Annotated in this window: 21 protein-coding genes and 1 pseudogene; 16 read left to right on the forward strand and 6 right to left on the reverse strand. The window is 59.1% G+C overall.

Annotated features, from left to right (window positions below):
- The 9 genes from HSS18214_RS19625 to HSS18214_RS0116700 all read left to right on the forward strand — a co-directional run.
- The coding region (locus tag HSS18214_RS19625) for an RNA-guided endonuclease InsQ/TnpB family protein (protein ID WP_016914995.1) at nt 1-1,066 on the forward strand (1,066 nt) is incomplete at its 5' end.
- 155 nt (nt 1,067-1,221) lie between these two features.
- Nucleotides 1,222-2,196 carry a GlxA family transcriptional regulator gene (locus tag HSS18214_RS0116660; protein ID WP_026002007.1) on the forward strand — a complete coding sequence of 325 codons (975 nt, stop codon included), beginning with the start codon at nt 1,222-1,224 and terminating at the stop codon, nt 2,194-2,196.
- A 100-nt stretch (nt 2,197-2,296) separates the two neighbouring features.
- Complete coding sequence (locus tag HSS18214_RS0116665) at nt 2,297-3,511, forward strand: aspartate aminotransferase family protein (RefSeq protein ID WP_016916410.1); 1,215 nt, start codon at nt 2,297-2,299, stop codon at nt 3,509-3,511.
- A 35-nt stretch (nt 3,512-3,546) separates the two neighbouring features.
- Nucleotides 3,547-4,611: an arginine N-succinyltransferase gene (locus tag HSS18214_RS0116670; protein WP_016916411.1), complete on the forward strand. Its 1,065-nt coding sequence runs from the start codon at nt 3,547-3,549 to the stop codon at nt 4,609-4,611.
- Nucleotides 4,611-5,642, forward strand: coding sequence for an arginine N-succinyltransferase (gene astA / locus HSS18214_RS0116675; RefSeq protein ID WP_016916412.1), 1,032 nt, complete (start codon nt 4,611-4,613; stop codon nt 5,640-5,642). The genes HSS18214_RS0116670 and astA overlap by 1 nt, the downstream gene beginning before the upstream one ends.
- A 74-nt stretch (nt 5,643-5,716) precedes the next feature.
- On the forward strand, nt 5,717-7,189 hold the full coding sequence (gene astD, locus HSS18214_RS0116680; protein ID WP_026002008.1) for a succinylglutamate-semialdehyde dehydrogenase: 1,473 nt from the start codon (nt 5,717-5,719) through the stop codon (nt 7,187-7,189).
- Nucleotides 7,186-8,535: an N-succinylarginine dihydrolase gene (astB, locus tag HSS18214_RS0116685; protein ID WP_016916414.1), complete on the forward strand. Its 1,350-nt coding sequence runs from the start codon at nt 7,186-7,188 to the stop codon at nt 8,533-8,535. Before astD ends, astB begins: the two co-directional genes overlap by 4 nt.
- A gap of 210 nt (nt 8,536-8,745) precedes the next feature.
- Nucleotides 8,746-9,723: a DUF1852 domain-containing protein gene (locus tag HSS18214_RS0116695; RefSeq protein WP_016916416.1), complete on the forward strand. Its 978-nt coding sequence runs from the start codon at nt 8,746-8,748 to the stop codon at nt 9,721-9,723.
- Nucleotides 9,724-9,748: 25 nt separating this feature from the next.
- Entirely contained in the window at nt 9,749-10,777 is a 1,029-nt protein-coding gene (locus HSS18214_RS0116700; RefSeq protein ID WP_016916417.1) for a methionine synthase, read from the forward strand.
- A 188-nt stretch (nt 10,778-10,965) separates the two neighbouring features.
- Here the strand turns inward: HSS18214_RS0116700 and HSS18214_RS0116705 are convergent, their stop codons facing one another.
- Nucleotides 10,966-12,018: an SPFH domain-containing protein gene (locus HSS18214_RS0116705; RefSeq protein ID WP_016916418.1), complete on the reverse strand. Its 1,053-nt coding sequence runs from the start codon at nt 12,016-12,018 to the stop codon at nt 10,966-10,968.
- A gap of 2 nt (nt 12,019-12,020) precedes the next feature.
- A complete protein-coding gene (locus tag HSS18214_RS0116710; protein WP_016916419.1) occupies nt 12,021-12,515 on the reverse strand; it encodes an NfeD family protein in 495 nt (164 codons plus the stop codon).
- 190 nt (nt 12,516-12,705) lie between these two features.
- On the opposite strand from HSS18214_RS0116710, the gene HSS18214_RS0116715 reads away from it, so the two are divergent.
- The 7 genes and pseudogenes from HSS18214_RS0116715 to HSS18214_RS0116735 all read left to right on the forward strand — a co-directional run bounded on the left by HSS18214_RS0116715 (nt 12,706) and on the right by HSS18214_RS0116735 (nt 19,866).
- Nucleotides 12,706-13,764, forward strand: a complete 1,059-nt coding sequence (locus tag HSS18214_RS0116715) for a transposase (protein ID WP_016916420.1) — start codon at nt 12,706-12,708, stop codon at nt 13,762-13,764.
- Between the two features lie 120 nt (nt 13,765-13,884).
- Entirely contained in the window at nt 13,885-14,229 is a 345-nt protein-coding gene (locus HSS18214_RS19795) for a TnsA endonuclease N-terminal domain-containing protein (RefSeq protein WP_202801290.1), read from the forward strand.
- A gap of 63 nt (nt 14,230-14,292) precedes the next feature.
- Nucleotides 14,293-14,565: a TnsA endonuclease C-terminal domain-containing protein gene (locus HSS18214_RS19800; RefSeq protein ID WP_371827799.1), complete on the forward strand. Its 273-nt coding sequence runs from the start codon at nt 14,293-14,295 to the stop codon at nt 14,563-14,565.
- On the forward strand, nt 14,558-16,486 hold the full coding sequence (locus HSS18214_RS0116725) for a TnsB C-terminal domain-containing protein (RefSeq protein WP_016916422.1): 1,929 nt from the start codon (nt 14,558-14,560) through the stop codon (nt 16,484-16,486). The genes HSS18214_RS19800 and HSS18214_RS0116725 overlap by 8 nt, the downstream gene beginning before the upstream one ends.
- Nucleotides 16,487-16,551: 65 nt before the next feature.
- Nucleotides 16,552-17,354 (forward strand): annotated as a pseudogene (locus HSS18214_RS18380) (TniB family NTP-binding protein).
- Nucleotides 17,354-18,442 (forward strand): TniQ family protein, encoded by a 1,089-nt coding sequence (locus HSS18214_RS19805; RefSeq protein ID WP_081139052.1) that lies wholly within the window; start codon nt 17,354-17,356, stop codon nt 18,440-18,442. The pseudogene HSS18214_RS18380 and the gene HSS18214_RS19805 overlap by 1 nt, the downstream one beginning before the upstream one ends.
- Before the next feature lie 518 nt (nt 18,443-18,960).
- Nucleotides 18,961-19,866, forward strand: coding sequence for a hypothetical protein (locus HSS18214_RS0116735; protein ID WP_016916423.1), 906 nt, complete (start codon nt 18,961-18,963; stop codon nt 19,864-19,866).
- 126 nt (nt 19,867-19,992) lie between these two features.
- Here the strand turns inward: HSS18214_RS0116735 and HSS18214_RS0116740 are convergent, their stop codons facing one another.
- From HSS18214_RS0116740 to HSS18214_RS0116755, 4 genes are read right to left on the reverse strand one after another with little or no spacing between them, the layout of a single operon-like run.
- The gene (locus HSS18214_RS0116740) at nt 19,993-21,036 is read right to left on the reverse strand and encodes a L,D-transpeptidase family protein (RefSeq protein WP_016916424.1); all 1,044 of its coding nucleotides are present in this window, start codon (nt 21,034-21,036) and stop codon (nt 19,993-19,995) included.
- A gap of 53 nt (nt 21,037-21,089) precedes the next feature.
- On the reverse strand, nt 21,090-22,622 hold the full coding sequence (lnt, locus tag HSS18214_RS0116745; RefSeq protein WP_016916425.1) for an apolipoprotein N-acyltransferase: 1,533 nt from the start codon (nt 22,620-22,622) through the stop codon (nt 21,090-21,092).
- A gap of 4 nt (nt 22,623-22,626) precedes the next feature.
- Entirely contained in the window at nt 22,627-23,130 is a 504-nt protein-coding gene (gene lspA, locus HSS18214_RS0116750) for a signal peptidase II (protein ID WP_016916426.1), read from the reverse strand.
- Nucleotides 23,127-25,313 carry a heavy metal translocating P-type ATPase gene (locus HSS18214_RS0116755; RefSeq protein WP_016916427.1) on the reverse strand — a complete coding sequence of 729 codons (2,187 nt, stop codon included), beginning with the start codon at nt 25,311-25,313 and terminating at the stop codon, nt 23,127-23,129. Before HSS18214_RS0116755 ends, lspA begins: the two co-directional genes overlap by 4 nt.
- Between the last annotated feature and the right edge of the window lie 32 nt (nt 25,314-25,345).

A 25,345-nucleotide genomic window follows, 5' to 3' on the forward strand; every position in this document is an offset into this window, starting at 1 on the left:
AGCCATGAAGCAGACCAAGACCCTCAAGGTTCGAGTGAAGGACAAACACGCCGCCGAGCTTAACCGCATGGCCCGCAGCGTGAATTTTGTTTGGAACTACCTCAACGAACTGTCTTCCCGAGCCATTCGGGAGAAAGGTCTGTTTCTGTCTGCCTACGACATGCACCCCTATACCAAGGGTGCTGGCAAGGACCTCGGCCTGCACAGCCAAACGCTGCAATGCATCGCTGCTGAATACGTTGCCCGCCGCAAGCAGTTCAAAAAGCCCCGCTTGAATTGGCGCAAGTCCGGCGGTGTACGCCGCTCACTTGGCTGGATTCCGGTCAATACCGGCGCGGCCAAGTGGAAGAACGGGCAGGTATTTCACAACGGCACCTACTTCAAGGTGTGGGATAGCTACGGCCTGTCGACATACAAGTTCCGTGCCGGCAGTTTCAACGAAGATAGCCGGGGCCGGTGGTATTTCAATGTTGCGGTCGAGGTGGACGTGCAGCCGACGCTTGGGCAGGGCGCCGTTGGCATCGACCTTGGGCTCAAGGATGTGGCCACCTGTAGCGATGGAGGAAGGCTGGAAAACAGCCGCTTCTACCGCCGCATGGAAGACCAGTTGGCGACAGCCCAACGTGCCCGCAACAAGCGGCGGGTAAAAGCTATTCACGCCAAGATCAAGAACCGTCGCCAGGACGCGCAGCACAAGTTTTCCCGGAAACTCGTCAACCAGTACGGCGAAATCGTCGTGGGCGATGTTTCCTCAACCAGGCTCGCGAAGACCAGGATGGCCAAAAGCGTCTACGACGCTGGCTGGTCACAACTGAAAACGATGCTGGAATATAAATGCGCTCACGCAGGCATCGTCTTCAAGGTCGTTCGCGAAACCAACACCACCCGCGCCTGTTCGTCGTGCGGCTCGCTTAGCGGGCCGCAGGGCGTCAACGGGTTGCGAGTAAGGGTCTGGGAGTGCGTGGAGTGTGGTGTACTCCACGACCGGGACGTGAATGCGGCCCGGAATATCCTCAGCCTCGGGGCAGGACGTTGCCCTCAAGAAGTTGGAATCCCCGTCCTTTAGGGCGGGGAGGACGTCAAGCGCCGTGTTTTTGTTCCTGCGGTCATGGCGCTGCCTTCCGCGCCGCAATTGGGTAAGATGACGTTTGATTTGAACACGTTATCTCGACAGCCAGCGGCGGTTTCCATGCAGTGCCTCTCACCTTGTCACATCTTCACATGCCCACTCGGCCGTTGACGCCTTCCCCCGATCAGCGTCGGCGGGTTGCCTTTGTGCTGCTTCCCGGGTTTTCGTTATTGGCCCATGCCAGCGCCATCGAGCCACTGCAGATGGCCAATCAGCTCAGTGGCCAGATGCTGTATCACACGCTGACGCTCAGCCTGGATGACGAGCCCGTGCGCAGTGCAGCGCAGCTTTCGCTGCTGGCCCAGCACTCGTTGGAAGCCGCTCTTGGGCCGCTGGACATGCTGCTGGTCTGTGCACCGACACCGCTACCCTACGTACTGCCCGCCAGGCTTCACGAGTGGCTGCGCGGTCATCAGGGCAGGGGCGTGGCGCTAGGCGGCCTGGCCGGGGGCACCGAAGTGCTGGCCCGCTGCGGGTTGCTGGAAGGCTATCGCGCGACGCTGCCCTGGCAGCGCTTCGACGCATTTGCCCAGGCGTACCCCCAGGTCACGCTTTCCCAGCAGCTGTTCGAGATCGACCGTGACCGTCTGACCTGCGCGGGCGGCACCGCCGCCATGGACATGATGCTGACGCTGATCGGCAAGCATCACGGCCCACGGCTGGCAGAGCAGGTCTCGGAGCAGTTCGTGTGCGATCGCATTCGCCTTGCCGATGAGCGCCAGCACGTCCCCCTGCGCCACCGCCTGGGCCACGCCCCACAAAGCCTGGTGGATGCGGTCACGCTGATGGAAGCCAATATCGAAGAGCCGCTTTCGACCCTGGAACTGGCCGAACACCTGGGCATTTCCCGGCGTCAGTTGGAGCGGCTGTTCAAGAAGTTCCTGCAGGCGGTGCCCAGCCGTTATTATCTGGACTTGCGGCTGCAGGAAGCCCGCAAACAGCTCAGAGAGAGCGACCGTCCCGTGGGCGACATTGCCCTGATGACCGGTTTCTCCTCGGGCGCGCACTTTTCCACTGCCTACCGTAACCACTTTGGGATCACCCCGCGGGAAGAGCGGCTGGGGTAGGCGCAGCTTTTCATAATTTAGCGTCCCAATCGTGAAAGCAGGGCGGCCACCGCCCCTCGTATACTGATGTCATCGCTGACTCCACCGGAGGATTTGTTTCATGAGCCACACCCCAAGTCGCCAGGATTTCGACCACTACATGATGCCCAACTACTCACCGCAACAGAGCATTCCGGTGCGTGGTGAAGGCAGCCGCCTGTGGGATCAGCAAGGCCGTGAATACATCGATTTTGCCGGGGGGATTGCGGTGAACTCGCTGGGCCACTGCCACCCGGTACTGGTCAATGCGCTGAAAGAGCAGGGCGAAAAGCTCTGGCACTTGTCCAACGTGTTCACCAACGAGTCTGCGCTCAAGCTGGCCAGGACGCTCACCGAGCGCACCTTCGCCGACAAGGTATTCCTGTGCTCTTCCGGCGGTGAAGCCAACGAGGCGGCGCTGAAGCTGGCGCGCCGCTGGGCGGTGGATCACCACGGCGAGCACAAGGACAAGATCATCTCGTTCTACCAGTCGTTCCATGGCCGCACCTTCTTCACCGTGAGCGTGGGCGGGCAGCCAAAATACTCCCAGGGCTTTGGCCCGGTGCCCGGCGGCATTCTGCACGCCAACTTCAACGACCTGGAGAGCGTGCGCAAGCTGGTGGGCGATGACACCTGCGCCATCATGGTCGAGCCCATGCAGGGGGAGGGCGGCATCGTGCCTGCCACCCAGGAGTTCCTGCAGGGCCTGCGCGATCTGTGCGACGAGCACAGCGCGCTGCTGATTTTCGATGAAGTGCAAACCGGCGTGGGCCGCAGCGGCGAGCTGTACGCCTACAAGAACTTCGGTATCACTCCGGACATTCTCACCAGCGCCAAATCGCTGGGCGGTGGCTTCCCGATCGGCGCCACCTTGACCACCGACGCCATTGCCAAGTCGCTGGTGATCGGTACCCATGGCTCCACTTACGGCGGCAACGCGCTGGCATCGGCGGTGGCCCTGGCGGCGGTCGAGTTCATCGACACCCCCGAAGTGCTGCAAGGGGTCAAGCAGCGTCACGACCTGTTCCGTGAGCACCTGGAAACCATCAACCGCAAGCACGGCGTGTTCAAGGAAATCCGCGGCATGGGCCTGTTGATGGGCGCACAGATGTCCGATGCCTTCGAAGGTCGCGCCAAGGATATCCTGCCGCTGGCCATGGAAGAGGGCGTGATGGCGCTGATCGCAGGTCCCAATGTGCTGCGCATGGCGCCGTCGCTGGTGATCCCCGAGGCCGACATCGCCGAAGGCATGGCGCGTCTCGAACGAGCCATCGAGCGCCTTGTTGCCAGCGCATGAGCAGGCCGCAAGCGTTACCAGAAGGAGCGTTGAGCATGCTGGTTATCCGTCCGGTCACCCTGGCCGACCTGCCTGCCCTGGAACAGCTGGCCGAGCACGCCGTTCCTCGGCTGACCAACCTGCCCGCCAACCGAGAGCGGTTAGAGGAGCGCATCCTGCGCTCCCAGGAGGCGTTTGGCAGCGAGGTCGATTTTCCGGGTAACGAGCAGTACATGTTCGTGCTGGCGGACGATCATCGTCATGAAGTGCTCGGTACCGCCACCATCCGCGCCCAGGCGGGGGCCGCCGAGGCCTATTACACCTACCGCCAGGAGACGCTGATCCACGCCTCGCAGCAGCTCAACGTGCGCCGGGAAGTACAGACCCTGGCGCTGTCCCACGAAGTCTCGGACGCCACGCTGCTCTGTGCGCTGTCGCTCAACCCGCGTTACAAGGGCACCAGCGCCGAGAGCCTGCTGCGGCGGGCGCGGCTGATGTTCATTGCCCAGTACCCGGAGCGCTTCTCGCGGATTCTCGCCGTGGCGTTTCCGGGGTACCTGGATCGCCAGAATGAATCGCCCTTCTGGGAGAGCGTGGGCCGCCACTTCTTTGCCCGCGGCTTCCAGGAGATGAACCACATGGCCGGGGTGCGCTCGAAAAGCTTCATTGCCGAGGTGATGCCCCAGTTTCCGCTCTACCTGCCGCTATTGACGCCGCCTGCCAGGGCAGCCATAGGCCGTGAACATCCGGCCCATGAAGCAGCGCTGGCGGAAATGCTGGCGGAAGGCTTTGTCCGTTCCCGGCATGTGGATATTTTCGATGCCGGGCCCATCGTCAAGGCCGAGCGCGAACGGCTGGAAACCTGTCGTCGTGCTGCCTGGCACCCGGTGCGGGTGCGCCCGGAGCATGCCTTGCCGGATGCCGAACCGGCGATGATCGCCAACCAGACGCTGAGCGATTTTCGCTGCATCGTGGCGCGCTATGCGCTTTCGCCCACCGGACAGCTGGTGCTTTCCCCGCAGCATGCGCAGCGCCTGGGGGTGGAAGAGGGGCGCGCCGTATTGGCGGCACCGTTAGCCCTGCCCAGCGCCGTCGATGCGCTCGATGAAGGAGAGATGTAATGCGCATTCGCCCCATTGCCCGTGATGATCTGGATGGGCTCCAGGCGCTGGCGCAGCAGGCAGGCGTTGGCTTTACCTCGCTGCCGGATAACCGTGAGTTCCTGGCGGGCAAGATCGACGCCGCCGCCCGTGCGTTCGAAGAGCGCACGCCAGTGGACGACCGGCTCTACTTTTTTGTACTGGAAGATGAGTCCAACGGCGAGCTGGCAGGCTGCTGCGCCATTGAAGGTCAGGTGGGGCGCGAGGTGCCGTTCTACAACTACCGGCTTGGCACCCTGGCCCACTCTTCGGTACAGCTCGACCTGCATCGCACCATCGACACGCTGTTTTTGAGCTCGGACCATACCGGCGATGCCGAGGTGTGCTCGCTGTTCCTGCGCCCGGAGTACCGGGGGGAGGCCAACAAGCATTTGCGCAACGGTGCGCTGCTTTCCAAGGCGCGCTGGCTGTTCATGGCTCAGTTCCGCGACCGTTTTCCCGAGAAGGTGCTCGCCGAAATGCGCGGCGTGTTCGATGAAAACAACGTCAGCCCGTTCTGGCAAAGCCTGGGCAAGCACTTCTTCCCCATGGATTTCAGCGAGGCAGACCGGCTGACTGGCCTGGGGCAGAAAAGCTTCATTGGCGAGCTGATGCCCAAGTTTCCCATTTACACCACGTTCATGTCGGAAGAGGCGCGGGCCTGTATTGGTCAGGTACATCGCCACACCCGCCCGGCGCTGGAGATGCTCAAGAAAGAGGGGCTGCGCTGGGAAGGCTACATCGACATCTTCGACGGCGGCCCCACGGTGGAAGCCTATATCGATGATGTGCGGGCGATCCGCAATTCACGCTGCTATCAGGTGGAGGTGTCGCCCGACGCTGCCGCAGAAAGCGTCAGCCGCTGGCTGGCGGCCACCACTCAGATGCAGCACTTTACCGCTGGCTGGATTGGCCGAGGCCCCGCCGACGAAAGCACCGTCGTCCTGACCCCTCAGGAGGCCGAGCGGCTGGGCGTCGCCACGGGCGACACGCTGCGTCTGCTGGAAACCTGATCTGCCCACATACCCGACTACCCGGCTCAGCAAAGGAGAGCGTCATGCATAACCCGAACGCACGCACCCCGCGTATGCCCGCCCAACAGCAGCAGTTGATCGATGGGGCCTGGGTGGTCGGCGAGGCCGCCCCCGTGACCAAGCACGACCCCGTGGCAGGCACGCTGCTCTGGCAAGGCGCTTCGGCGTCGCAGCCCCAGGTGGGGCGGGCAGTCGAGGCCGCCAGGGCCGCCTTCCCCGGTTGGGCGCGCACTCCCTTTGCCGAGCGTCAGGCGCTGGTGGAGCGGTTCGTCGAGGTGCTCAAGGCGCGCCAGGAAGACCTGGCCGTGGCGATTGCCGCAGAAACCGGCAAGCCGCTATGGGAAGCGCGTACCGAAGTCGGAGCCATGGTGGGCAAGGTGGCGCTCTCCATCAAGGCGTACCACGAGCGCACCGGCGAACGTGAAAAAGAGGTGGGTACCGCCAGGGCGGTCCTGCGCCATCGGCCCCACGGGGTAATGGCCGTATTCGGCCCCTATAACTTCCCTGGGCACCTGCCCAACGGCCACATGGTGCCCGCGCTGTTGGCGGGTAACACGGTGGTGTTCAAGCCCAGCGACCAGACCCCGCTCACCGCGGATTTGACCCTGCAGTGCTGGCTGGAAGCCGGCTTGCCCGCCGGGGTGATCAACCTGGTACAAGGCGGTGTGGCCGTGGGGCAGGCGCTCTCTGCCCACCCGGGTATCGATGGCTTGCTGTTTACCGGCAGCGCCAAAGTGGGCGGCCTGTTGCAGCAGCAGTTTGCCGGGCAGCTGGATAAAATCCTCGCGCTGGAGCTGGGGGGCAACAACCCGCTGGTGGTCAAGGAGGTGGATGACCAGCGCGCAGCCGTCCTGACCATTTTGCAGTCGGCGTTTCTTTCCGGCGGCCAGCGCTGCACCTGCGCCCGTCGTCTGATGATTCCCCAGGGGGAGGCGGGAGATCGTCTCATCGACGCGCTCTCAGAGGCGATTGCCAAACTGCACGTGGCCGGGCAGTTCGACGAGGAGCCCGCGCCGTTCTATGGCGGCCTGGTGAGCGTGGCCGCGGCCGATGGCCTGCTCAAGGCGCAGGACGAACTGGAAGCCATGGGCGGCACGGTGATCAACCGTATGCAGCGCCTGGCAGAGAACACCAGCCTGCTCAGCCCCGCGCTGATCGACGTGACCGGCCTGGAGGTGCCCGATGAAGAGCACTTTGGCCCGCTGCTGAAAATCCATCGCTATGCCGATTGGGACGAGGCGCTGGCACTGGCCAACGACACCCGCTATGGCCTTTCGGCGGGGCTGATCGGTGGCGAACCGGCGGATTGGGACGACTTCCTGCTGCGTATTCGCGCAGGCATCGTGAACTGGAACCGCCAGACCACGGGGGCATCGGGGGACGCGCCCTTCGGCGGCGTAGGCGATAGCGGCAATCACCGCCCCAGCGCTTTTTATGCCGCCGACTACTGCGCCTACCCCGTTGCCTCCATGGAAGCCGACAGTCTGGAAATGCCCGAAACCCTGCCACCGGGAGTCACCCTATGAGCGTTCACAGCATTCGGGAAGTCAACTTCGACGGTCTGGTCGGGCTTACCCACAACTACTCGGGACTGGCCCACGGTAATGTGGCCTCCATGAGCCACGGGGGCCTGGTTTCCAACCCCCGAGAGGGCGCGCTGCAGGGGCTGGCCAAGATGAAGTCGCTGATGGACGCAGGCTACGCCCAGGGTGTTCTGCCCCCGCAGCAGCGGCCGGACCTGGGCGCGCTGCGCGACTTGGGCTTCAGCGGCAGCAACCGCGAGATCCTCGCTCGAGCGGCGCAGCAAGCGCCACAGCTGCTGCGGGCGGTGTGCTCGGCTTCCAGCATGTGGACCGCCAACGCGGGCACCATTACGCCTGGCGTGGATGCGCCGGATGGTCGGGTACACTTTACCCCGGCCAACCTGCAGTCGAGCTTCCACCGCTACCTGGAGCCGCGCACCACGGGGCGCGTACTCCAGGCGATTTTCCGCGATGAGCAGCACTTCGCCCACCACCCGGTGCTGCCCGCCACTCCCGCGTTTTCCGATGAAGGGGCGGCTAACCATACCCGGTTGTGCGGTGAGTACGGCGAGCCCGGCGTGCACCTGTTCGTGTATGGTCGCCAGGCGTTTGGCGGCGGGCGCAGCGAGCCCAAGCGCTATCCCGCCCGGCAAACGCTGGAAGCCAGCCAGGCGGTGGCTCGCCAGCACGGGCTAAGCGACGCCCAGACCGTGTTCGCCCAGCAGCACCCGGAGGCCATCGATGCGGGCGTGTTCCACAACGATGTGATTGCCGTGGGCAACGGCCCGGTGCTGCTCTACCACGAAATGGCGTTTCTGGACGAGGCGCGGACCCTGGACGAGCTACGCGCCAAAATGAGTACGCCGCTGATTCCCATTCGGGTCTCGGCGGAAGCGGTGAGCATGGAAGACGCGGTGGCGTCGTACCTGTTCAACTCCCAGCTGCTTTCCAACCCGGATGGCACCATGACCCTGGTGGTGCCCAGCGAGTGTCAGGAGCGGGAGGCCGTGTGGCGCACGCTGCAGGACTTCATCCTGGCAGGCAATAACCCCATTGGCGAAGTGATCGTCAAGGACGTGAAGCAGAGCATGCGCAACGGCGGCGGCCCCGCCTGCCTGCGCCTGCGCGTGGTGCTCAGCGACGCCGAGCGCGCAGCCCTCAGCGGCCGCGTGCTGCTCGACGATGCGCTCTATAACGACCTCACCGCCTGGGTGAGCCGCCACTACCGCGACCGCCTCGCCACCGACGACCTGGCCGACCCGCAGCTCGTCACGGAAGTCCTCACCGCGCTGGATGAGCTGACGCAGCTGCTGAACATTGGCTCGGTGTATCCGTTTCAACAGGGGTAAGCGCCCTGCCACACAGCCCATCATGAGATTCTCTCATGATGAGTTGAATTAATGTCGCTTTTCATTCATGTGGTGGTCTGGCATAAAGAACACATCCTCTTCGATGACGTGGCGCTAACGCCCGTGTATCGAAACGTCACATATGGCATCGAGCGCTGAGCTGCATTGCGGCGCCGTCGCCAATCTCGACCAACAGGGTGTTTGTTCGCGATGAGCTACGACTTTACCTTCGATATCAAGAGCGTCCGGTTCGACGAAAACTACCGTCCTGCCGAGAGCACGCGTACCACGACCAACTTCGCCAATCTGGCGAGAGGCGAGCGCTGCCAGGAAAACCTGCGCAATGCGCTGACCATGATCAACAACCGCTTCAATACCCTGGCGCATTGGGATAACCCCAGGGCAGATCGCTACGCCGTCGAGCTGGATATCATCACCGGCGAGCTGAACATGGCAAACGCGAGCGATGCCTTCCCCGCGATTGAAATGCTGAAGACGACCATCATCGATCAGCATCTCGACAAGCGCATCGAGGGCATGATGGGGAACAATTTCTCTTCCTATGTTCGCGACTACGACTTCAGCGTGTGGCTAGCCGAGCACAATCAGGGGCGCTCGGAGTTTGGCATCCCGGAAGGGTTTGGCGACCTGCATGGCAAGCTGTTCAAGCGTTTCATTCATTCCGACGCCTACCGCGCATCGTTCAGCAAGGCGCCGGTCATCTGCCTGAGCGTGTCCCACAGCAAGGTGTATCGTCAGACGGAAAATCGCCACCCCGTGCTGGGCGTCGAGTACGTCAACGACGAGCCGTCGCTCACGGATTTCTACTTCGCCAAGATGGGCCTGCAGGTGCGCTACTTCATGCCGCCCCATAGCGTGGCGCCATTGGCGTTCTATTTCTCCGGCGACCTGCTGGCCGATTACACCGACCTCGAACTGATCAGCGCCATCAGCACCATGGAGACGTTTCAGAAGATTTACCGCCCCGAGATCTATAACGCCAACTCGGCGGCAGGCAAGCTCTATCAGCCTAGCCTGAAGCACCAGGACTACTCGCTGACACGCATCGTGTACGACCGTGAAGAGCGCAGCCAACTGGCCATCGAGCAGGGGCGCTTTACCGAGCAGTATTTCATCAAGCCCTTCCGCCAAATACTCGACAAGTGGTCGGCCGATTACGCCCTTTGATCCCTCATCATGAAGGTTATTTCTTATGAAGACACTGTTGCCCACCTCGACCGCCGGTAGTTTGCCCAAGCCCGCCTGGCTGGCCGAGCCCGAGACGCTCTGGTCCCCCTGGAAACTGCAGGGCGACGAGCTGGCGGAAGGCAAGCAGGACGCGCTGCGGGCGTGCCTGCACGATCAGCGTCAGGCAGGCATCGACATCGTCAGCGACGGCGAGCAAACTCGCCAGCACTTCGTGACGACGTTCATCGAGCACCTCGATGGTGTCGATTTCGAGCAGCGCAAGACGGTCAAGATCCGTGATCGCTACGAGGCCAGCGTGCCTTCGGTGCTGGGCCCTGTCTCGCGGGAAAAACCGGTATTCGTCGACGATGCCAAATTCCTGCGTCAGCAGACCGACCAGCCCATCAAGTGGGCGCTGCCAGGCCCCATGACCATGGTCGACACCCTCTATGACGGCCACTACAAGAGCCGTGAAAAACTCGCCTGGGAATTTGCCAAGATTCTCAACCAGGAAGCCCGTGATCTGGCGGCGGCGGGGGTAGACATCATTCAGTTCGATGAGCCCGCCTTCAATGTGTTCTTCGATGAGGTGAACGACTGGGGCATCGCCGCCTTGGAAAAAGCCATCGAAGGCGTCACCTGCGAGACCGGCGTGCATATCTGCTACGGCTACGGCATCAAGGCCAACACCGATTGGAAGAAGACGCTCGGGTCCGAGTGGCGCCAGTACGAGGAAATCTTCCCCAAACTGCAGGCCTCGAACATCGACATCGTCTCGCTGGAGTGCCAGAACTCCCACGTGCCCATGGAGCTGATCGAGCTGATTCGCGGCAAGAAGGTGATGGTCGGGGCCATCGACGTGGCCACCCACACCGTCGAAACCCCGGAACAAGTCGCCGATACCCTGCGCAAGGCGCTACGTTTTGTGGACGCCGACAAGCTCTACCCCTGCACCAACTGCGGCATGACGCCCCTGCCGCGCAAAGTGGCGCAAGGCAAGCTGAAGGCATTGAGCGCAGGTGCCGACATCGTGCGCCAGGAGCTCTCTCGATAACAGGCTTCTCGATAACCAGGCGCTTGGATAACCAGACTCGATAGCCTTGCCCGATAAACAAGCCAAATCCTTATCGAAACACCTGTGCCGCACGCCATTGGGGTGCCATAGGCAAGTCACCGGCTCTCTCGCGCCTCGCCGACGAGGCGCATCAAGCCGCCGTGGTGGCCCAAGAGGTTAATGCGAGGTTATTGGCCGCTTGCCGCACCCCCCACGATGCCACTGCGGAAGCCGCCCTGGCGAGCGTTGGCGTGATCCAGATGGTTGGCCACGGCGTCTTCCGGGGTGCCCGCCATTTCACGGAACATGCCCATGGAGCCCAGCAGCGCCGAGGATTCGTAGGGCACGAAGACGCGCTCGCCGTCTTTCGCCATGGTGGGCAGCACCTTGATGTAGCTCTGGCCGAGCAGATAGCCCACTACCGTACGCTTGTGCTCGTCGCTGTCGCCAATGGCGCTGAGCACCAGCTTGATGGACTCCTGCTCGCCCTGGGCACGCAGAATGGCCGACTCTTTATCGCCCTGGGCGTTGAGGATGGCCGACTCACGCTGGCCCTGGGCCATGGCGATGGCTGCTGATTTTTCGCCCTCGGCTTCGGTGACCGTTGCACGACGTTTACGCTCGGCAGCCATTTGCAGGCGCATGGCCGACTCTACCTCTTCCGGCATGGCGATGTCCTGAACTTCGACCCGGGAGATCTTGACCCCCCACTTGGAAGCAGGCTCTTCCATGGCAGCCTGAATCTCGTTGTTCACCTCGGCCCGGGATTCGAACAGCTTATCCAGCTCCATCTTGCCGACCACCGAACGCAGCGTGGTCTTGGCCAGTACCTCCACGGCCTGGCTCATGTTCTCGACCTCATAGACTGCTCGCTTGGGGTCGATGATCTGATAGTAGAGCGCGCCGTTGATCCGCACCGTGACGTTGTCGGTGGTCACGACCGGCTGGCCCGGGAAGTCCATGACGGTTTCCCGACGGTCGATACGAATTTCATCGCTGGTGATGGGGTGGTACTCCTCGCCCATTTTCTTGTAGCGAATCATGGTGATGGCGCGGGGCTGCTCGATAAAGGGAATGATGATGTTGATGCCGCTCTCCAGCACCCGGTGAAACGAGCCTAGCCGCTCGATCACCATGACTTCCGATTGGCGAACGATCACCAGGCCCTTGGAAATGATCAGAATACCGATGACCACGATGATCAGGCTGATCAACAGGCCTGGGCTGATGGGTAGATCCATGGTTAAAGCTCCTTGCGTTGCGAATGGTTGTCCTGGGGAACCGGGTTGCTGGCAGGGGTCAGCATGACCAGGGCGGTGGTGCCCTCGAAACGTTTGAACACCACCGGAGTGCCGGAGGGCAGCTCGGTGGCTCCGCTCTCCAGCACGCGTAGTCGATAGAAGTCGCCATTGACCTTGATGCCGGTGGCATTATCGAAGTCGCGGGTCAGGGTGACATAGTGTTGGTTCTTTTCCACACCGGTACCGGTGGTGCCGTAGGCGACCCCCTTGGGCGAAAAGCGCGGGCGAATCACCATCACGCCCACGGGCACCAGAATACCCGCGAAGATGCCCATGCTGAGCAGTTGCCAGGGCAGTGTCAGCCCCAGCGCGGTGACGGCGGCGGTCAAGGCGGCGGCGATGCCCAGCGCCAGGAGGACCATGGCGCCAGAGGTCAGCTCGCCGAGACTGAGCAGCAGCGCGATGACTAGCCAGGTGTAGGCCGGATTCCAATCCATGAGCACTCCTTATCAAGTGGACTCCCCCAAGGGTAACGTACCTTAGGCCTAGCGTCTCCCCACTTTTCCACAGGTGGTGCTGTAACTGCCTGAATAGCGTTGAAAATTTCAGTGCTATCAACGAGATCGGGGCTTTCCCGCCGGTATCATGTTGTTACCCCTAACACCATGAACCAAAAGGAAAGCCCCGATGCTTCAAGATGCCAAAGACCGCGCCAAATGGAAAGCTCGCCTGATCGACTGGTGTGACGACCTGTCGGATCACCTCGCTCGACCCGTCGTGAAGCTGGCGGCAGAAACGCTCTTTGGCATCCTGGCCAGCGGTAGTTTGCGCCAGGCCGAGATCGCCCGCGCCTTGAAGGAACCCTGTCGGCTACACCACACGCAGAAGCGGTTGTCGCGCATGCTGTCCCGGCACAGCGAGCTTGCCTGGGCCGCGGAGCAACTGCAGCTCCAGCGGATCACGCCCTATATCACCGATGACATGGTGCTGGCCATCGATCCGGGCGACCTGAACCGGGATGGCGCCCCGACCAGTGAATACCGAACCCGCGTTCGCGACGGTGATACCGGCGAGATCGTCGGCGGTTATCCGCTGATCAGCGTGGTGGCACGCGACCTGAAGCGGGGCACCACCTGGCCACTGCTCACGCGGCTGCTATCGCCGGCTCGCGGCGGCTACCGCAGTGAAAACACCGATATCCTGAGCGTGATGGATACCGTGCAGCGCCATGTGGAGGGCCGGCCACTGTGGGTCATCGATCGTGGCGGCGATCGAGGGCGGCTGTGGGATGCCTGGCTGCGCGCCGAGCGTCATGTGCTGGTCCGGGCCGCCAATCAGCGCTTCTGGCAGTGGCGAGATACCGCCAAGACGTCGCAGCAGATTGCCCGAGATCTGCCACTGAAGCACCGCGGCCACTTGCGCCGTGGGCAGCATATCCCGGTGCGGTTCGGCATCACCAAGGTCACACTGCGGGAGCATCCGGAGACGCCGCTGTGGATGATCGTTGTCGATCATGAGAAGTCGGAGCGCCTGGTGCTGGTGACGACGCGCCCGGTGCGTGGTCGCCGCCAAGGCGAGCGGATGATTCAGGCTTACCTGGATCGCTGGGCCTGCGAGGAGGGGTACCGGTTCACCAAGCAGGGGTTCGACCTGGAGGGTGTCCAGGCACGCCGTTTCACGACGCTGCAGAACCTGGTGGCGCTGGCCAGCCTGGCCTGGGCACTGCTTGTCATTTTCAGCAATTAGTGCGACCCTCAGGGCGTAATATCGGGCTATTATGGTAGTCTGTACAGGATTGAGTGCGACAGAATTAATAGCAATTGATGCGACAGGTCTTGTTTTATTCAACATTTGGTGCGACTGCCCATGCCACTGCCTACATCCGTTCGTAAAATCGGCCCTACCCGACGAAGTGTGTCTGGCTACTATGCCTTTCGCGGGGAGGAGTCTATTGCGTTCGAGTCGACGCTCGAACGTGATTTCCTCATCAAGGCTGACTTTGATGTGAGCGTCCTTGGTGTGATATCCCAGCCGTGCGAGATCCCGTTTCATCATCCCGTGACCGGTAGGCGCTACACCTACACACCTGACTATTTGGTTTATTACCGTCTCGGTAACCGTCATTACAGGGATTACCCAAAACCTCTCCTGGTGGAGGTCAAACCACGGGAAAAGTGGCAAGCACATTGGCGTGAATGGTCGCCTAAATAGAAGGCGGCGATACGGCATGCCAACAATGAGGGCTGGGCGTTTCGCATTCATGATGAAAGCCGCATTCGTGATAAGACCTTGGACAACATTACCTTCCTAGCGCGCTACAAGCGGATGGTGTTTCCCTCTGTCGAAAGCCAGGCAGTCCTCAACACGGTGAGGGAAATGGGGGTGGCGACCTTGGATTACCTGCTTTCTCGGCACTTTATGGGCGATATTTACCGGGCAGAGGGGATTGCGCATTTATGGCATCTACTGGCGACTCGGCAGTTAGATTGCGATATGGCCCAATCCTTCAGTCCTCTATCGGAGGTATGGGTACCCGATTATGAATAACCATCGTGGCAGCGCAACTGAACCCAATAACGGCGTCGCCCAAACACGCCAACACTTGCAGATTATGGTGGGTGAGCAGGTTCAGAAAGATGGCACCGTTTACCGAATTTCCCAGGTGCTCGATTTTGAGACAGTCATTGGCATTGCCGTTGAGTCCGGGCGTAGTTGCCCGCTTCGCATCAAAGAACTAGCGCCTCTCAATAGCGGGTCCGTATCCCCTGAGCAGGATATGTCCGAGATTGGGGATGCCGATTGGCGGGAGGCCGAGCATCGCTTTTCCATCATTAAGCCCTTGGTGGATCGCCATACGGTGGGGCGGGATGCAGCGGAGGAGCGTGCGAAACAAACGGGGGTTGATACGGCTACGATCTACCGTTGGTTGAAGCGGTATAAAGCGACGGGCTCGGTGCTCGCATTGATTCCTCAAAAGCCAGGGTGGAAGAAGGGAAAGTCGCGTATTCCCGCGCATGCCGAGGCAGTGATTCAGGAAGTCATCAAAGAGGTGTATTTGACGCTGCAGCGTCCGTCCGCACAAAAAGCGGTACAGGAAGTCATGCGGCGCTGCCATGAACGGCGCATCGACCCGCCGAGCCCTGGTACCGTTCGTGCTCGTCTGCGTGATATCCCAGAGCGTGACCGGTTGCGTGGCCATGGTTTTAGAGACAAAGCCATTAACAAGTTCCAGCCGGCTGCCGGAAAATTTCCCAATGCGGACTATCCGTTAGCCGTTATGCAGATTGACCACACGCCTGCCGATATTATTTTGGTCGATGACGTGTATCGCAAGCCGATTGGTCGCCCATGGATTACGTTGGCCATGGACGTGTTTACTCGCATGGTCACGGGGTATTACTTGTCGTTTGACCCGCCCTCTGAAACATCTGTCGGCATGTGTGTGGCGCACTCCATGCTTCCTAAAGATGAGTGGTTGCTACTGCATAATGTGGAGGCTGAGTGGCCGGTATGGGGCACACCCGCCACGATTCATGTCGATAACGGCCCAGATTTTCGCTCTGAGACGTTTCGGCGCTCATGCCTAGCCTATGGGGTCAACCTTGAGTTTCGGCCTGTTAAGCAGCCTCGTTATGGTGGCCACATTGAGCGGGTACTGGGCTCTCTTCTAAAGGAAATCCATAACCTGCCTGGGACGACCTTCTCCTCCATTAAAGAGAAAGAGGGATACGATCCAGAGAAGCACGCGGCCATGACGAAAAGCGAGTTTGAAGAGTGGCTGGTGACGTTGATTTGCAAGGTTTACCACCAGCGCCTTCATTCTGGGATTGGTATGTCGCCGATGAAAAAGTGGGAAATTGGTGTGTTTGGCAATGCGGATGTGCAGGGAGTGGGATTAGCGCCGAGGCCTGCTGACAGGCTCTCTGTATTGCTCGATTTTTTGCCCAGCTTTCAGCGTACGATCCAGACCTTTGGTGTGACCATCGATGGCATAAACTATTACGATGAAGCGCTAAGACCTTGGATCAATGCCAAAGATCCAGACATGCCAGACAAGAAACGCACCTTTGTTTTCCGGCGCGACCCTCGCGACATTAGTGTCATTTGGTTCAAAGACCCGGAGCTCGGGCACTATTTTCGCGTGCCCTTTGCCAATCTTGCCCTCCCCTCGATGAGTGTTTGGGAGTATGCCCAAGCTAAAGCGCGCCTTCGGCAGGAAGGAAGAAACTCGGTCAATGAGACTGAAATTCTACGCGCTATTAGTGAGCTGCGAACCCATGTGGAGGAGTCGCAAGCACGTACTAAGCGAAGTCGCCGTCAGGCACAACGACGTAAAGAGCATGAGAAGAAGGTGACGCCTGCAGATCCCCTTTTACATGCGCCCTCAACTGCGGCCCCTAAAGAGACACCCGCTCAAGGGGACGGTCTTTTAACGGGTGATATCGATGTGAACTGGGACATAGCATGAGCACACACCTTCATCCTGATCTTCGTCACGTCTTGGGGCTGTCCGCTAAAGAGCGAATGGAGTTTATGGATCAACCGCGCTGGTTGGGCTATCCATTGGCCAATCGTGTCATTGAGGTCATGCGTGGGTTGATGGAGAAGCCCAGTCGTCCTCGTATGCCTAACCTCTTGCTCGTGGGTGACTCCAACAACGGAAAGACAAGTTTCGTAAGCAGTACGGTGAAGGCTACGTGAATGAAGACGTAGAGCCCGTGAAGCCTGTTGTTGTCACTCAGGCTCCCCCGAGTGCCGATGAGAAAAGTCTGTATATCGCAGTGCTAGAGAGTTTCTGGGCTCCCTACCGGCCTACAGATCCTGTTCCCAAGCTGCGCTACCAGGTGATTCATCAACTGCGTGCTTGCCATACGCGCTTACTGATCATCGATGAGTTTCACTCTCTGTTAACCGGTGGTGCTGTTAAGCAGCGCGAAACGATGAATGCCATTAAGCTTTTATGCAATGAGCTAATGATTCCCATCGTTGGTGTGGGGACGCAAGATGCTGTGCGTGTGCTGCATTCAGACCCACAGCATGCGAGTCGCTTTGATGTGGTCGCGTTACCAAAGTGGGAGCTCAATCAGGAGTTTCAGAAGCTGCTCGCTGGCTTTGAGAAGATATTACCTCTCAAACATCCTTCCCAACTGCATGAGCCCCAATTGGCGACCCAGCTCCACGCGATTTCTGGCGGTAATTTGGGTGACCTGCACCGGCTGCTGATTGAGTGTGCAAATGCCGCTATTTTGTCTGGAGCTGAGTGCATCGATGAGAAAATTATTCAGAGTAAATCATGGGTGCGGCCCACCCGTGGCATTAGGGAAGTGATGCTGTAATGACCTGGGCGCTGAGTGTGCCCCTGCTGCCTGAGGAGTCCCTTTCATCATGGCTCGTTCGGGCGGCGTTGCGACAGGGGTGTGATCCTTTGTCGCTCACCGGGGCTATTTGGCCAACATGGCGTATATGGACGAGGGACATTGATAGGGAAATACCCCTCGCAAGAATGCGCCCATTAGTGAATGCCTCGGGGATATCTTCCGCTAAGTTTCAGAAAGCGGGGATGCGGGACGATTGTGAGAAAGTGGTCGGTTACTCGTTACCGGAAACCCGGACTTGGCCCTGGTTGTTGGCACTCGGCAGCCGAAATCGAACCCGCCATGGAGGACAACAGGTATGCACGTTGTGCTTGGCAGAGGACTCAACCCCCTACTTGCGCCGGCACTGGCGATTCGCTTGGCACACTGGGTGCCGCTTTCATGGGGTGCAGCTGGTAGATGAGTGCCCAGCATGCAAGGCCCCTATAGAGCCCCATCGCCTGACAGCGGAAGATCAACATTTAGCTCAATGCAGCCGGTGTCATAACGATTTTAGAAAGGCGGTATGCACGTCGCCTTTACCTGAAGCGTTCAGTGTTCAAGTGATGGCTGATCGTGTGTTAGAACAGGATAAGGTGACGTTTAGGCAGGCCTCTATCGCACCCGCCGATTGGTTTTCTATGGTGGCCTTTTTTATTGGCGTTATACGGCGTGCAAGTCGGCGGCCTGTGTCACCCCTGGCCGATGCGCTTCTTTCATTGGGCATTTCGGTTACGGATTGCCGAATGCCTGTGTCTGGCCTGGCGTTTGAGCTGCTGGCTGTCAGCGAGCGTAGTGCCTTATTGGTAGCGTTGGAACGCTTGCTCAGTATGGGCCTTGAAGAAACGTTCAGCGTTCTGGTCGCGTGCAATGTCAAAACGAGCGCGCTTCATGATCCCCGAAGGTCGCCCCCCGTTGTGTTGTTGCCGCTGCTATCACGGTTATCTCACCACCCTCATGGGCCGCATCGCCGCCGTGTTCCCCCGGCTTGTCGCCCCATGTCGGAACGCGCTGTTAGAGCCTCATGGGCGCGTTTAAAACGCAGAATGAAAGCGGAGCCAACCTCTTGAATCAACACCAAACGGTCGACTGCGATGAGTGTGGCCGAGAAGTCTCCAAATTGTGGCGACGCCATAAAGGGCACGGCTACTGTTCAACTTGCTATGCTCGTGTGTTTAAGCGGCGGATGTGCCCACGATGTGGTGAGTTAGCCCGTCTGCCTAAGAATGACCCAGACGCCGTCTGTCGTCAGTGCAACGTTGACAAACCGTGTGCACGATGTGGAAAAGCCAGTTCAGACTACAACATCGGCAAGGTCACTCCCTACGGCCCTGTCTGTATCGCCTGCGCTCCCTATTTCAAAGAACCAGAGCCCTGCGAGGCGTGTGGGAAAGCATCTCAACGTCTTACCCGAGTGGCGCGTATGGGGCATGATCATCGCTTATGTCCACGCTGTTCGACAGCAGACCACGGTACCTGTTCTGCATGTCGTCGACATCGTTTATTGGTGGTGGCACCCAACGGGGATGCGTTGTGCAAAGCCTGTAATGAGCAAGGGGAAATTGCCTGCCCATCGTGTGGTAATCCCATGCCAGCGGGTCGAGGTGATGCCTGTGAGCCCTGCTATTGGACGCGAACATGCCGTAAACGCATCACCATTGGCCAAGCCGGTATCACTACCAAAGCGTTAAGTGAGGCCTTTGGGGAATTTGGTGAATGGCTGATTCGTATCACTGGGCCGCATAAGGCTGCCCTCAAGATCAATCATTTCTTCTCGTTCTTCCTTGAGCTCGACCAGGCATGGTCACGGATACCGAGCTATTCGGAGCTACTTCATCACTTCGGGGCGGAGGGCTTGCGGCGTGTGAGGCTTCCCATGCGATGGTTGCATGAAGAGCAAGGGGTAGAGCCGGATCACCAAGCAAAGCGGATCGACTCAGAGAAAAGACGTATTCAAGCGTGTCTCAGTTCTATGCCGTTCGCTTCGCTATCAGACCAAGTGCTGCAAGCCTATTGGCTGCAATTGGAAACCCGTATAGAGGCGGGCAAAACGTCCCACACCTCCGCACGACTTGCACTAAGAGCGGCAGCCGCATTGCTACTCGCTACTGACCGGGAGGGGCAGCGACTGCCTCAACAGGGCGATGTGGACAACTATTTGCATGCGGTGCCCGGACAAGCAGCCTCGGTCACGGGGTTTACTAATTTCTTAAATCGCCAACATGCCACCACGTTGGCTCCTCGGGTGGATGTAAAACGGGCAAGAAAGCGGCGAAAAGAAACACTAGCCCGCACCCTGATGACGATGGCCCGGTGTGCTGATCAAGGAGAGGCCTGGAGGGAGGCATGGATCGTTGCTGCCATGGAGTATTTCCATGACACAAAATTAACGCAGAAAATGCTTCGACAACAGACCGTAGAGCGGACGACAGACGGGATACAGGTGGTAGTGGGTGGCGTTACCTACTGGCTGCCTCTGGATATTGAGTGCTAAGACACTGATAGCGCGCAGTCACTTGGAGGGCCCCGCGACTCTGTAGGCGAATGTCGCCCCGCCGTTTGGACGGGGCTATGGCTCTCTACCTATATGCCAGGGCTCAACGGGGTGCCAAAAGGCGTGTCATGACCGTTGAGATGACGTCAAAACCAGGTCTTCATAAATGCCCTTGATAGCCTTCTCTTCTGGGCTGTGGCGCTGTGGCTCCTGTTCCTGCTTTGGATGTAGTGGGGTTATAAGCCCGTTAGAGAGTGACAGGACATCGCTGAGCTGCTCGTAATCGAGGTTTACGTTATCGACATTGTATTGGTTAAGGCGTGTCATGGTCTCTGTGAGTGCGGTCATACTGTGCTCTTCTTCTCCAAGCGGCGGAAAGGCTTGAATCAGCGGCTGACCGCCTTCCCAACCTATCTTGATCGGCTGATTGATGATGTTGACTTGGGTGCCGGGTGGAATGCGGTCAAATATAGATTCGATGTCTTTGGGTAACATGCGGATACAACCTCGGCTTGCGCGCATGCCAATGCCATCGGGCTGGTTGGTGCCGTGAATCAAATAGCCATCGAAGCCTAGGATGATGGCATGGTCTCCTAGCGGGTTATCGGGGCCGGGCGGTACAACGCTTGGTGCGGTTTCGCCGCGTGCTTCCGCTTCACGTTTTACCGACTCAGGCGGGTACCATGCGGGGTTTTTAATGTTCATGGTGGTCTCGGTCACACCAAGGGGTGTATCAAACCCTTCGCGACCGATGCCGATAGGATAGGTCTCAACGCGCGGTGTCTCACCGGTTTTGACATCTGGGTAGTAGTAAAGCCGCAGCTCGGCGATATTGATGACGACCCCAGTACGCTCGACATTCGGCAGGATGAAGCGTCCTGGAATGGTTACTTCAGTACCCACTCCGGGCACCCAAATACTGACCTCTGGGTTAGCACGTACAATCTCCTGGTAGCCAAGGTTGTGACGTCTGGCAATATCAATCAGAGTATCCTCGTAATTCTTCACGATGAAGGTGTCAGCCTCTCCGATAATATTGCCTTCCTCAGGTAGCGGGTAATGCCCCTTGGGCCATTCCGTCTCCTGGGCAGTGGAAGGTTGTGCCGCCATGGCGACAGGGAGCCATGCCAGAAACGAAACCATCACACTCACGATGAAGCCGATCTGCATTGGCCATGGGAGGAATCTCTTAAGTATTGCTGCGTTCTTTGCCAAGAGCATCGCTAGGTTCCTTTTTCATCTAATGCGTCGTTTTTTGATCGAGATAAGTTCAGTTGTAACCCGAGCAGTGTCAGCACCGCAGCGAGTATCCAAGCGGGGCCACTACCGGTGCGTGTGAAAGGAGTTAGGCCCTGCATCGGGGTCACCTCGCCCGTTAAACTGGCCTGTTCAAACTGTGGGGCACGGGCTGTGACGTGACCTTGTGAATCGATGATGGCCGTCACGCCATTACTGGTAGCTCGAAGTAGGTGACGACCATTTTCTAAGGCACGTAGACGCGCCATTTGAAGATGTTGGTGTGGGCCAATGGAGCGCCCAAACCACGTATCGTTGGAAACCGTTAATAGCAGCTCGGCATTACGCGCCTGTTGGGCGACATGGTCGGCAAAAATGATTTCGTAACAAATGGCATTGCCAATGGTGGCTCCAGCCACGTGTAACGGAGCCTGTTCGCCTGACCCTGGGGTCAGGCGAGGTACTGGCAAGTCGAAAAAAGCAAGGGTGCCAGCGAGGAGACTTTGGAATGGCAAATACTCGCCAAAGGGCACCAAGTGCGCCTTCTGGTATTCGCCCTGCACATCATTTAGCCCTATGACGCTGTTATAAGAGCGCCCTTCACTGTCGCGTTGCAAAATGCCGGTCAACAAGGCGGTGTCAGGCCCCAGGTCGGACGCTACTTGCTCAAGTATTTGCTGTGCTTCCTGCTCAAGCATGGGAAGGGCTGCCTCAGGCCAAACGATGAGATCGATATCCCTTGCTTGCTCCCGTGTCATCGTCGTGTAGATACTGATCGCTTCGCGCTGCCCTTGGGCAGTCCACTTAATGCGCTGGTCAAGATTCCCTTGCAGCAATGCCACCCGGATGGGCTTGCCAGCCGGGGTTGTCCATTGGGCGGGCAATAGGAATGGAACGATCCACAAGGCGGCCATTGGGACAAGGAAACTCCAGCGGCGACGCAGTACCTCTACCCCTAACGTACCTGTCAGCGCGGTCATGAGTGACAGCAAGTACACACCACCAACGGGCGCCCATGGGGCTAGTGGAGAATCAATCTGAGAGGTGCCCAGCAATAACCAGGGAAAGCCGGTGAGCATCCAAGTGCGTAGCCATTCGCTCACCACCCACATACCGGCAAAGCTAAGAAAGGCGAACCGTGGCCCCGTGATGCGTCGATAGAGCCCAAAGGGGACTGCAAAGAAGAGCGCCAGGACGCTGACAAAAAGAGTGGTGAGGAGCATCGCCACCAAGGCCCCGGTGCCACTGAAATCGTGAATAGCAACGAAGACCCACGACGTGCCTGAACCGAACAGGCCTACCCCATAGCACCACCCACGCAGGGTGGCCATGGCGGGCGTTAGCGACGCTATTCTCCAATAGACCAGTGCCACGCTCACTGGGCCAAGCCACCATAGGGAAAAGGGGGCGGCACTCAAGGTGGTCAGCACCCCAGCGGCGAGCGCTACAACGCAATCGACTATTGGTGAGGAGCGCCCAGCAAAAAGCGTATATTCTTTATCTTTATCGACCACATCCATAGCGTTACTCAGAGCGCTTAAAAGCAGGACTTTCACGCCATAACGCCACCGCGAACATCAATACACCGGCAAATAGCGCGATATCGGCCATGTTAAAGGCGGGCCAATGCCATTCGCCCCAGTAAATGTCCAGATAGTCGACGACGTACCCTCGCGCTAAGCGATCAACAGTATTACCGAGCGCGCCGCCAAGAATCAGGCTGTACGCACAGGCCTCCAAGCGCGACAGGGGTTTGCATAGCTGCACAACCAATACGACGACCACCACCAACGCTAAACCAAGAAAGAGGTAGCGCTGCCAACCCCCTGCTTCTGCGAGAAAGCTGAAAGCGGCTCCTGTGTTCCCGGTATAAACCCAGTTAAAAAACGGCGTTAGCGGAATGACTTGGCCAAACGACATCTGGGCATGCACAATTTCCTTGACCAGTTGATCGGCTAGAGCCATCACGCAAGCTAATGTGAACCATGGCCAGCGACGTGAAGGGCTATCGTTTGGCGCTGTTCTCATGACGTTGTTTTTCCTTGTGACAGGCCTGTCATTGCGGTACTGGGCGAAAAGCGGTAACCCAGCAGTCGCATGGCGTTCAACGTCACCAGGACGGTAGCACCGGTATCGGCCATCACCGCAATCCACATGCCGGTAATACCCAGCGCCGTTGTAACTAGGAAAATGGCTTTTAAGCCAAGGGCGAGAACAACGTTGGTTTTCACATTGCGCAGCGTGGCACGAGAGAGGTCTATCAGCTCAGCGATGCCGGTAACGCGGTTCTTGAGCAAGGCTGCATCGGCGGTTTCCAACGCCACATCCGTGCCACCCCCCATCGCGATACCCACATCTGCTGCCGCGAGTGCCGGTGCATCGTTGATGCCATCACCTACTTTACCGATGGGGCCACGGCCTGCCGCTTGCCAGTCTCGAACATACGCTGCCTTGTCTTCAGGCATTAGTTCGCCGTACGCTTCAATGCCTAAGCGACCCCCCGTGGCAGCGACGGTGCGGGCATTATCACCGCTGAGCATGACCGCCTGTACGCCTAAACGGGATAGCGCCGCTAGGCCTTCAATGGCATCTTCGCGTGGCTCATCGCGAACCGCGATCAAGCCCAGTAAACGCTCGCCTTCGACGAGGAGAGCGAGGCTCTTACCGGCTTCTTCTAACGCGACAATTCGAGCACTGAGACTTTCCTCAAGGATGACTTTCTCGTGAAGGTGACGAGGCGTCATTAAGCTCAGCTCGCGACCCTCCACCTGGCCGGAAACACCGCGCCCCGCCAGAGCGCGGCTGCCAGTGACGGTGGGGAGGTTGATGCCCGACTGTCTGGCATGCTCAACGATAGCCGTGGCGATAGGGTGACTGGAATCCCGCTCTATTGCGGCGGCGAGCCGCAATACGCTGTTATCGTCTTCCTCAGCAATCCAAGACTCCACATCTGTGACTCTTGGGGTACCCGCAGTGAGGGTGCCCGTTTTATCTAATGCCACCAAGCGAAGCTTACCTAACTGTTCAAGAACGGCTCCCCCTTTGATCAGTAGTCCGCGCCGAGCGCCCGCCGAGAGACCTGCGGCGATGGCGGCTGGGGTAGAAATGACCAACGCGCAGGGGCATGCGATTAACAGCAATGCTAACGCACGGTAAATCGACTCCGACCATGCCATGGTCGATACCAGCGGTGGCACTATCGCCATCAGTAGGGCGAGTAAGACGACGGCGGGCATATAGTAATACGCAAAACGATCAATAAAGCGTGCTATCGGTGCCTTGGCGGCCTGTGCTTCTTCAACCAGACGAATAACGCGAGCGATCGTATTGTCATCAGCGCCTCGTGTTACCTCCACCTCCAGGGCGGCATCAAGATTCACTGTGCCAGCAAAAATGTCATCACCAGGCGCTCGCGAACGGGGTATGGACTCGCCGTTTACCGGCGACTCGTCAATGTCGGAGGTGCCCACCAGGATGCGTCCATCGCAGGGTACGCGATCACCGGGCCGCACCAGCACACGCTGCCCGGGTTTAAGTGACTCCGCCGAGACGTCACGCAGCTGGCCATTGTCCATCAGCCTCGCCGTTGAGGGTGTTAAATTTGCCAAGGCTGAGATACTGCGGCGCGCTCGTGAAGCAGCTACCCCTTCGAGTAGCTCACCTACGGCGAACAAGAACACGACCATCGCAGCTTCAGCGGCAGCATTGATGGCCAATGCGCCAAGCGCAGCGATGCACATCAGCATCTCGATGGTAAAGGGATTGCGCATTTTGAGGGCGCCCCAGGCACTCTGCGCAATGGGTATTAAGCCGACTAGCGTGGCCAAAATGAAAGGCATATTACCCAGCGCAGGCCATGCTAAACGAAGCGCGAAGGCCACTATCAGCAGATTTCCTGTGATAATGACCAAGCGCCCTTTAGCGGTTTGCCACCAAGAGGATGAAGCACCAGATGCGCGTGTTTGGCCATCATGGGAAGCCACTTGATAGCCTAGTTCGTTCAGGATGCCCTCAATGGTCTTTCGCGAGGGGGCCCCGTGATCGTGGTGGTGAATCTTCACTGATCCCGTGACCGAGCTTGCCGTGACTTCCTCAATGCCTTCCAGTCGCTCTAGCGCCGATACAACCTTGCGCTCACAACCGCCGCAGTCCATGCCTTCAACACGCAGCGTCAAGGTGGTAGGCGCTGTTGTCGGCGTTGATGTTTTCATGGTGCCTCTCCTGCCAATGGGCTATGGTTTTT

The organism is Vreelandella stevensii S18214, assembly GCF_000275725.1.
Taxonomy (GTDB): domain Bacteria; phylum Pseudomonadota; class Gammaproteobacteria; order Pseudomonadales; family Halomonadaceae; genus Vreelandella; species Vreelandella stevensii.

Coding starts and splice junctions, on each gene's coding strand:
- HSS18214_RS0116660 (WP_026002007.1), top strand. CDS start 1,222: ATGCCCACTCGGCCGTTGACGCCTTCCCCCGATCAGCGTCGGCGGGTT.
- HSS18214_RS0116665 (WP_016916410.1), top strand. CDS start 2,297: ATGAGCCACACCCCAAGTCGCCAGGATTTCGACCACTACATGATGCCC.
- HSS18214_RS0116670 (WP_016916411.1), top strand. CDS start 3,547: ATGCTGGTTATCCGTCCGGTCACCCTGGCCGACCTGCCTGCCCTGGAA.
- astA (WP_016916412.1), top strand. CDS start 4,611: ATGCGCATTCGCCCCATTGCCCGTGATGATCTGGATGGGCTCCAGGCG.
- astD (WP_026002008.1), top strand. CDS start 5,717: ATGCCCGCCCAACAGCAGCAGTTGATCGATGGGGCCTGGGTGGTCGGC.
- astB (WP_016916414.1), top strand. CDS start 7,186: ATGAGCGTTCACAGCATTCGGGAAGTCAACTTCGACGGTCTGGTCGGG.
- HSS18214_RS0116695 (WP_016916416.1), top strand. CDS start 8,746: ATGAGCTACGACTTTACCTTCGATATCAAGAGCGTCCGGTTCGACGAA.
- HSS18214_RS0116700 (WP_016916417.1), top strand. CDS start 9,749: ATGAAGACACTGTTGCCCACCTCGACCGCCGGTAGTTTGCCCAAGCCC.
- HSS18214_RS0116705 (WP_016916418.1), bottom strand. CDS start 12,018: ATGGATCTACCCATCAGCCCAGGCCTGTTGATCAGCCTGATCATCGTG.
- HSS18214_RS0116710 (WP_016916419.1), bottom strand. CDS start 12,515: ATGGATTGGAATCCGGCCTACACCTGGCTAGTCATCGCGCTGCTGCTC.
- HSS18214_RS0116715 (WP_016916420.1), top strand. CDS start 12,706: ATGCTTCAAGATGCCAAAGACCGCGCCAAATGGAAAGCTCGCCTGATC.
- HSS18214_RS19795 (WP_202801290.1), top strand. CDS start 13,885: ATGCCACTGCCTACATCCGTTCGTAAAATCGGCCCTACCCGACGAAGT.
- HSS18214_RS0116725 (WP_016916422.1), top strand. CDS start 14,558: ATGAATAACCATCGTGGCAGCGCAACTGAACCCAATAACGGCGTCGCC.
- HSS18214_RS19805 (WP_081139052.1), top strand. CDS start 17,354: ATGACCTGGGCGCTGAGTGTGCCCCTGCTGCCTGAGGAGTCCCTTTCA.
- HSS18214_RS0116735 (WP_016916423.1), top strand. CDS start 18,961: ATGCCAGCGGGTCGAGGTGATGCCTGTGAGCCCTGCTATTGGACGCGA.
- HSS18214_RS0116740 (WP_016916424.1), bottom strand. CDS start 21,036: ATGCAGATCGGCTTCATCGTGAGTGTGATGGTTTCGTTTCTGGCATGG.
- lnt (WP_016916425.1), bottom strand. CDS start 22,622: ATGGATGTGGTCGATAAAGATAAAGAATATACGCTTTTTGCTGGGCGC.
- lspA (WP_016916426.1), bottom strand. CDS start 23,130: ATGAGAACAGCGCCAAACGATAGCCCTTCACGTCGCTGGCCATGGTTC.
- HSS18214_RS0116755 (WP_016916427.1), bottom strand. CDS start 25,313: ATGAAAACATCAACGCCGACAACAGCGCCTACCACCTTGACGCTGCGT.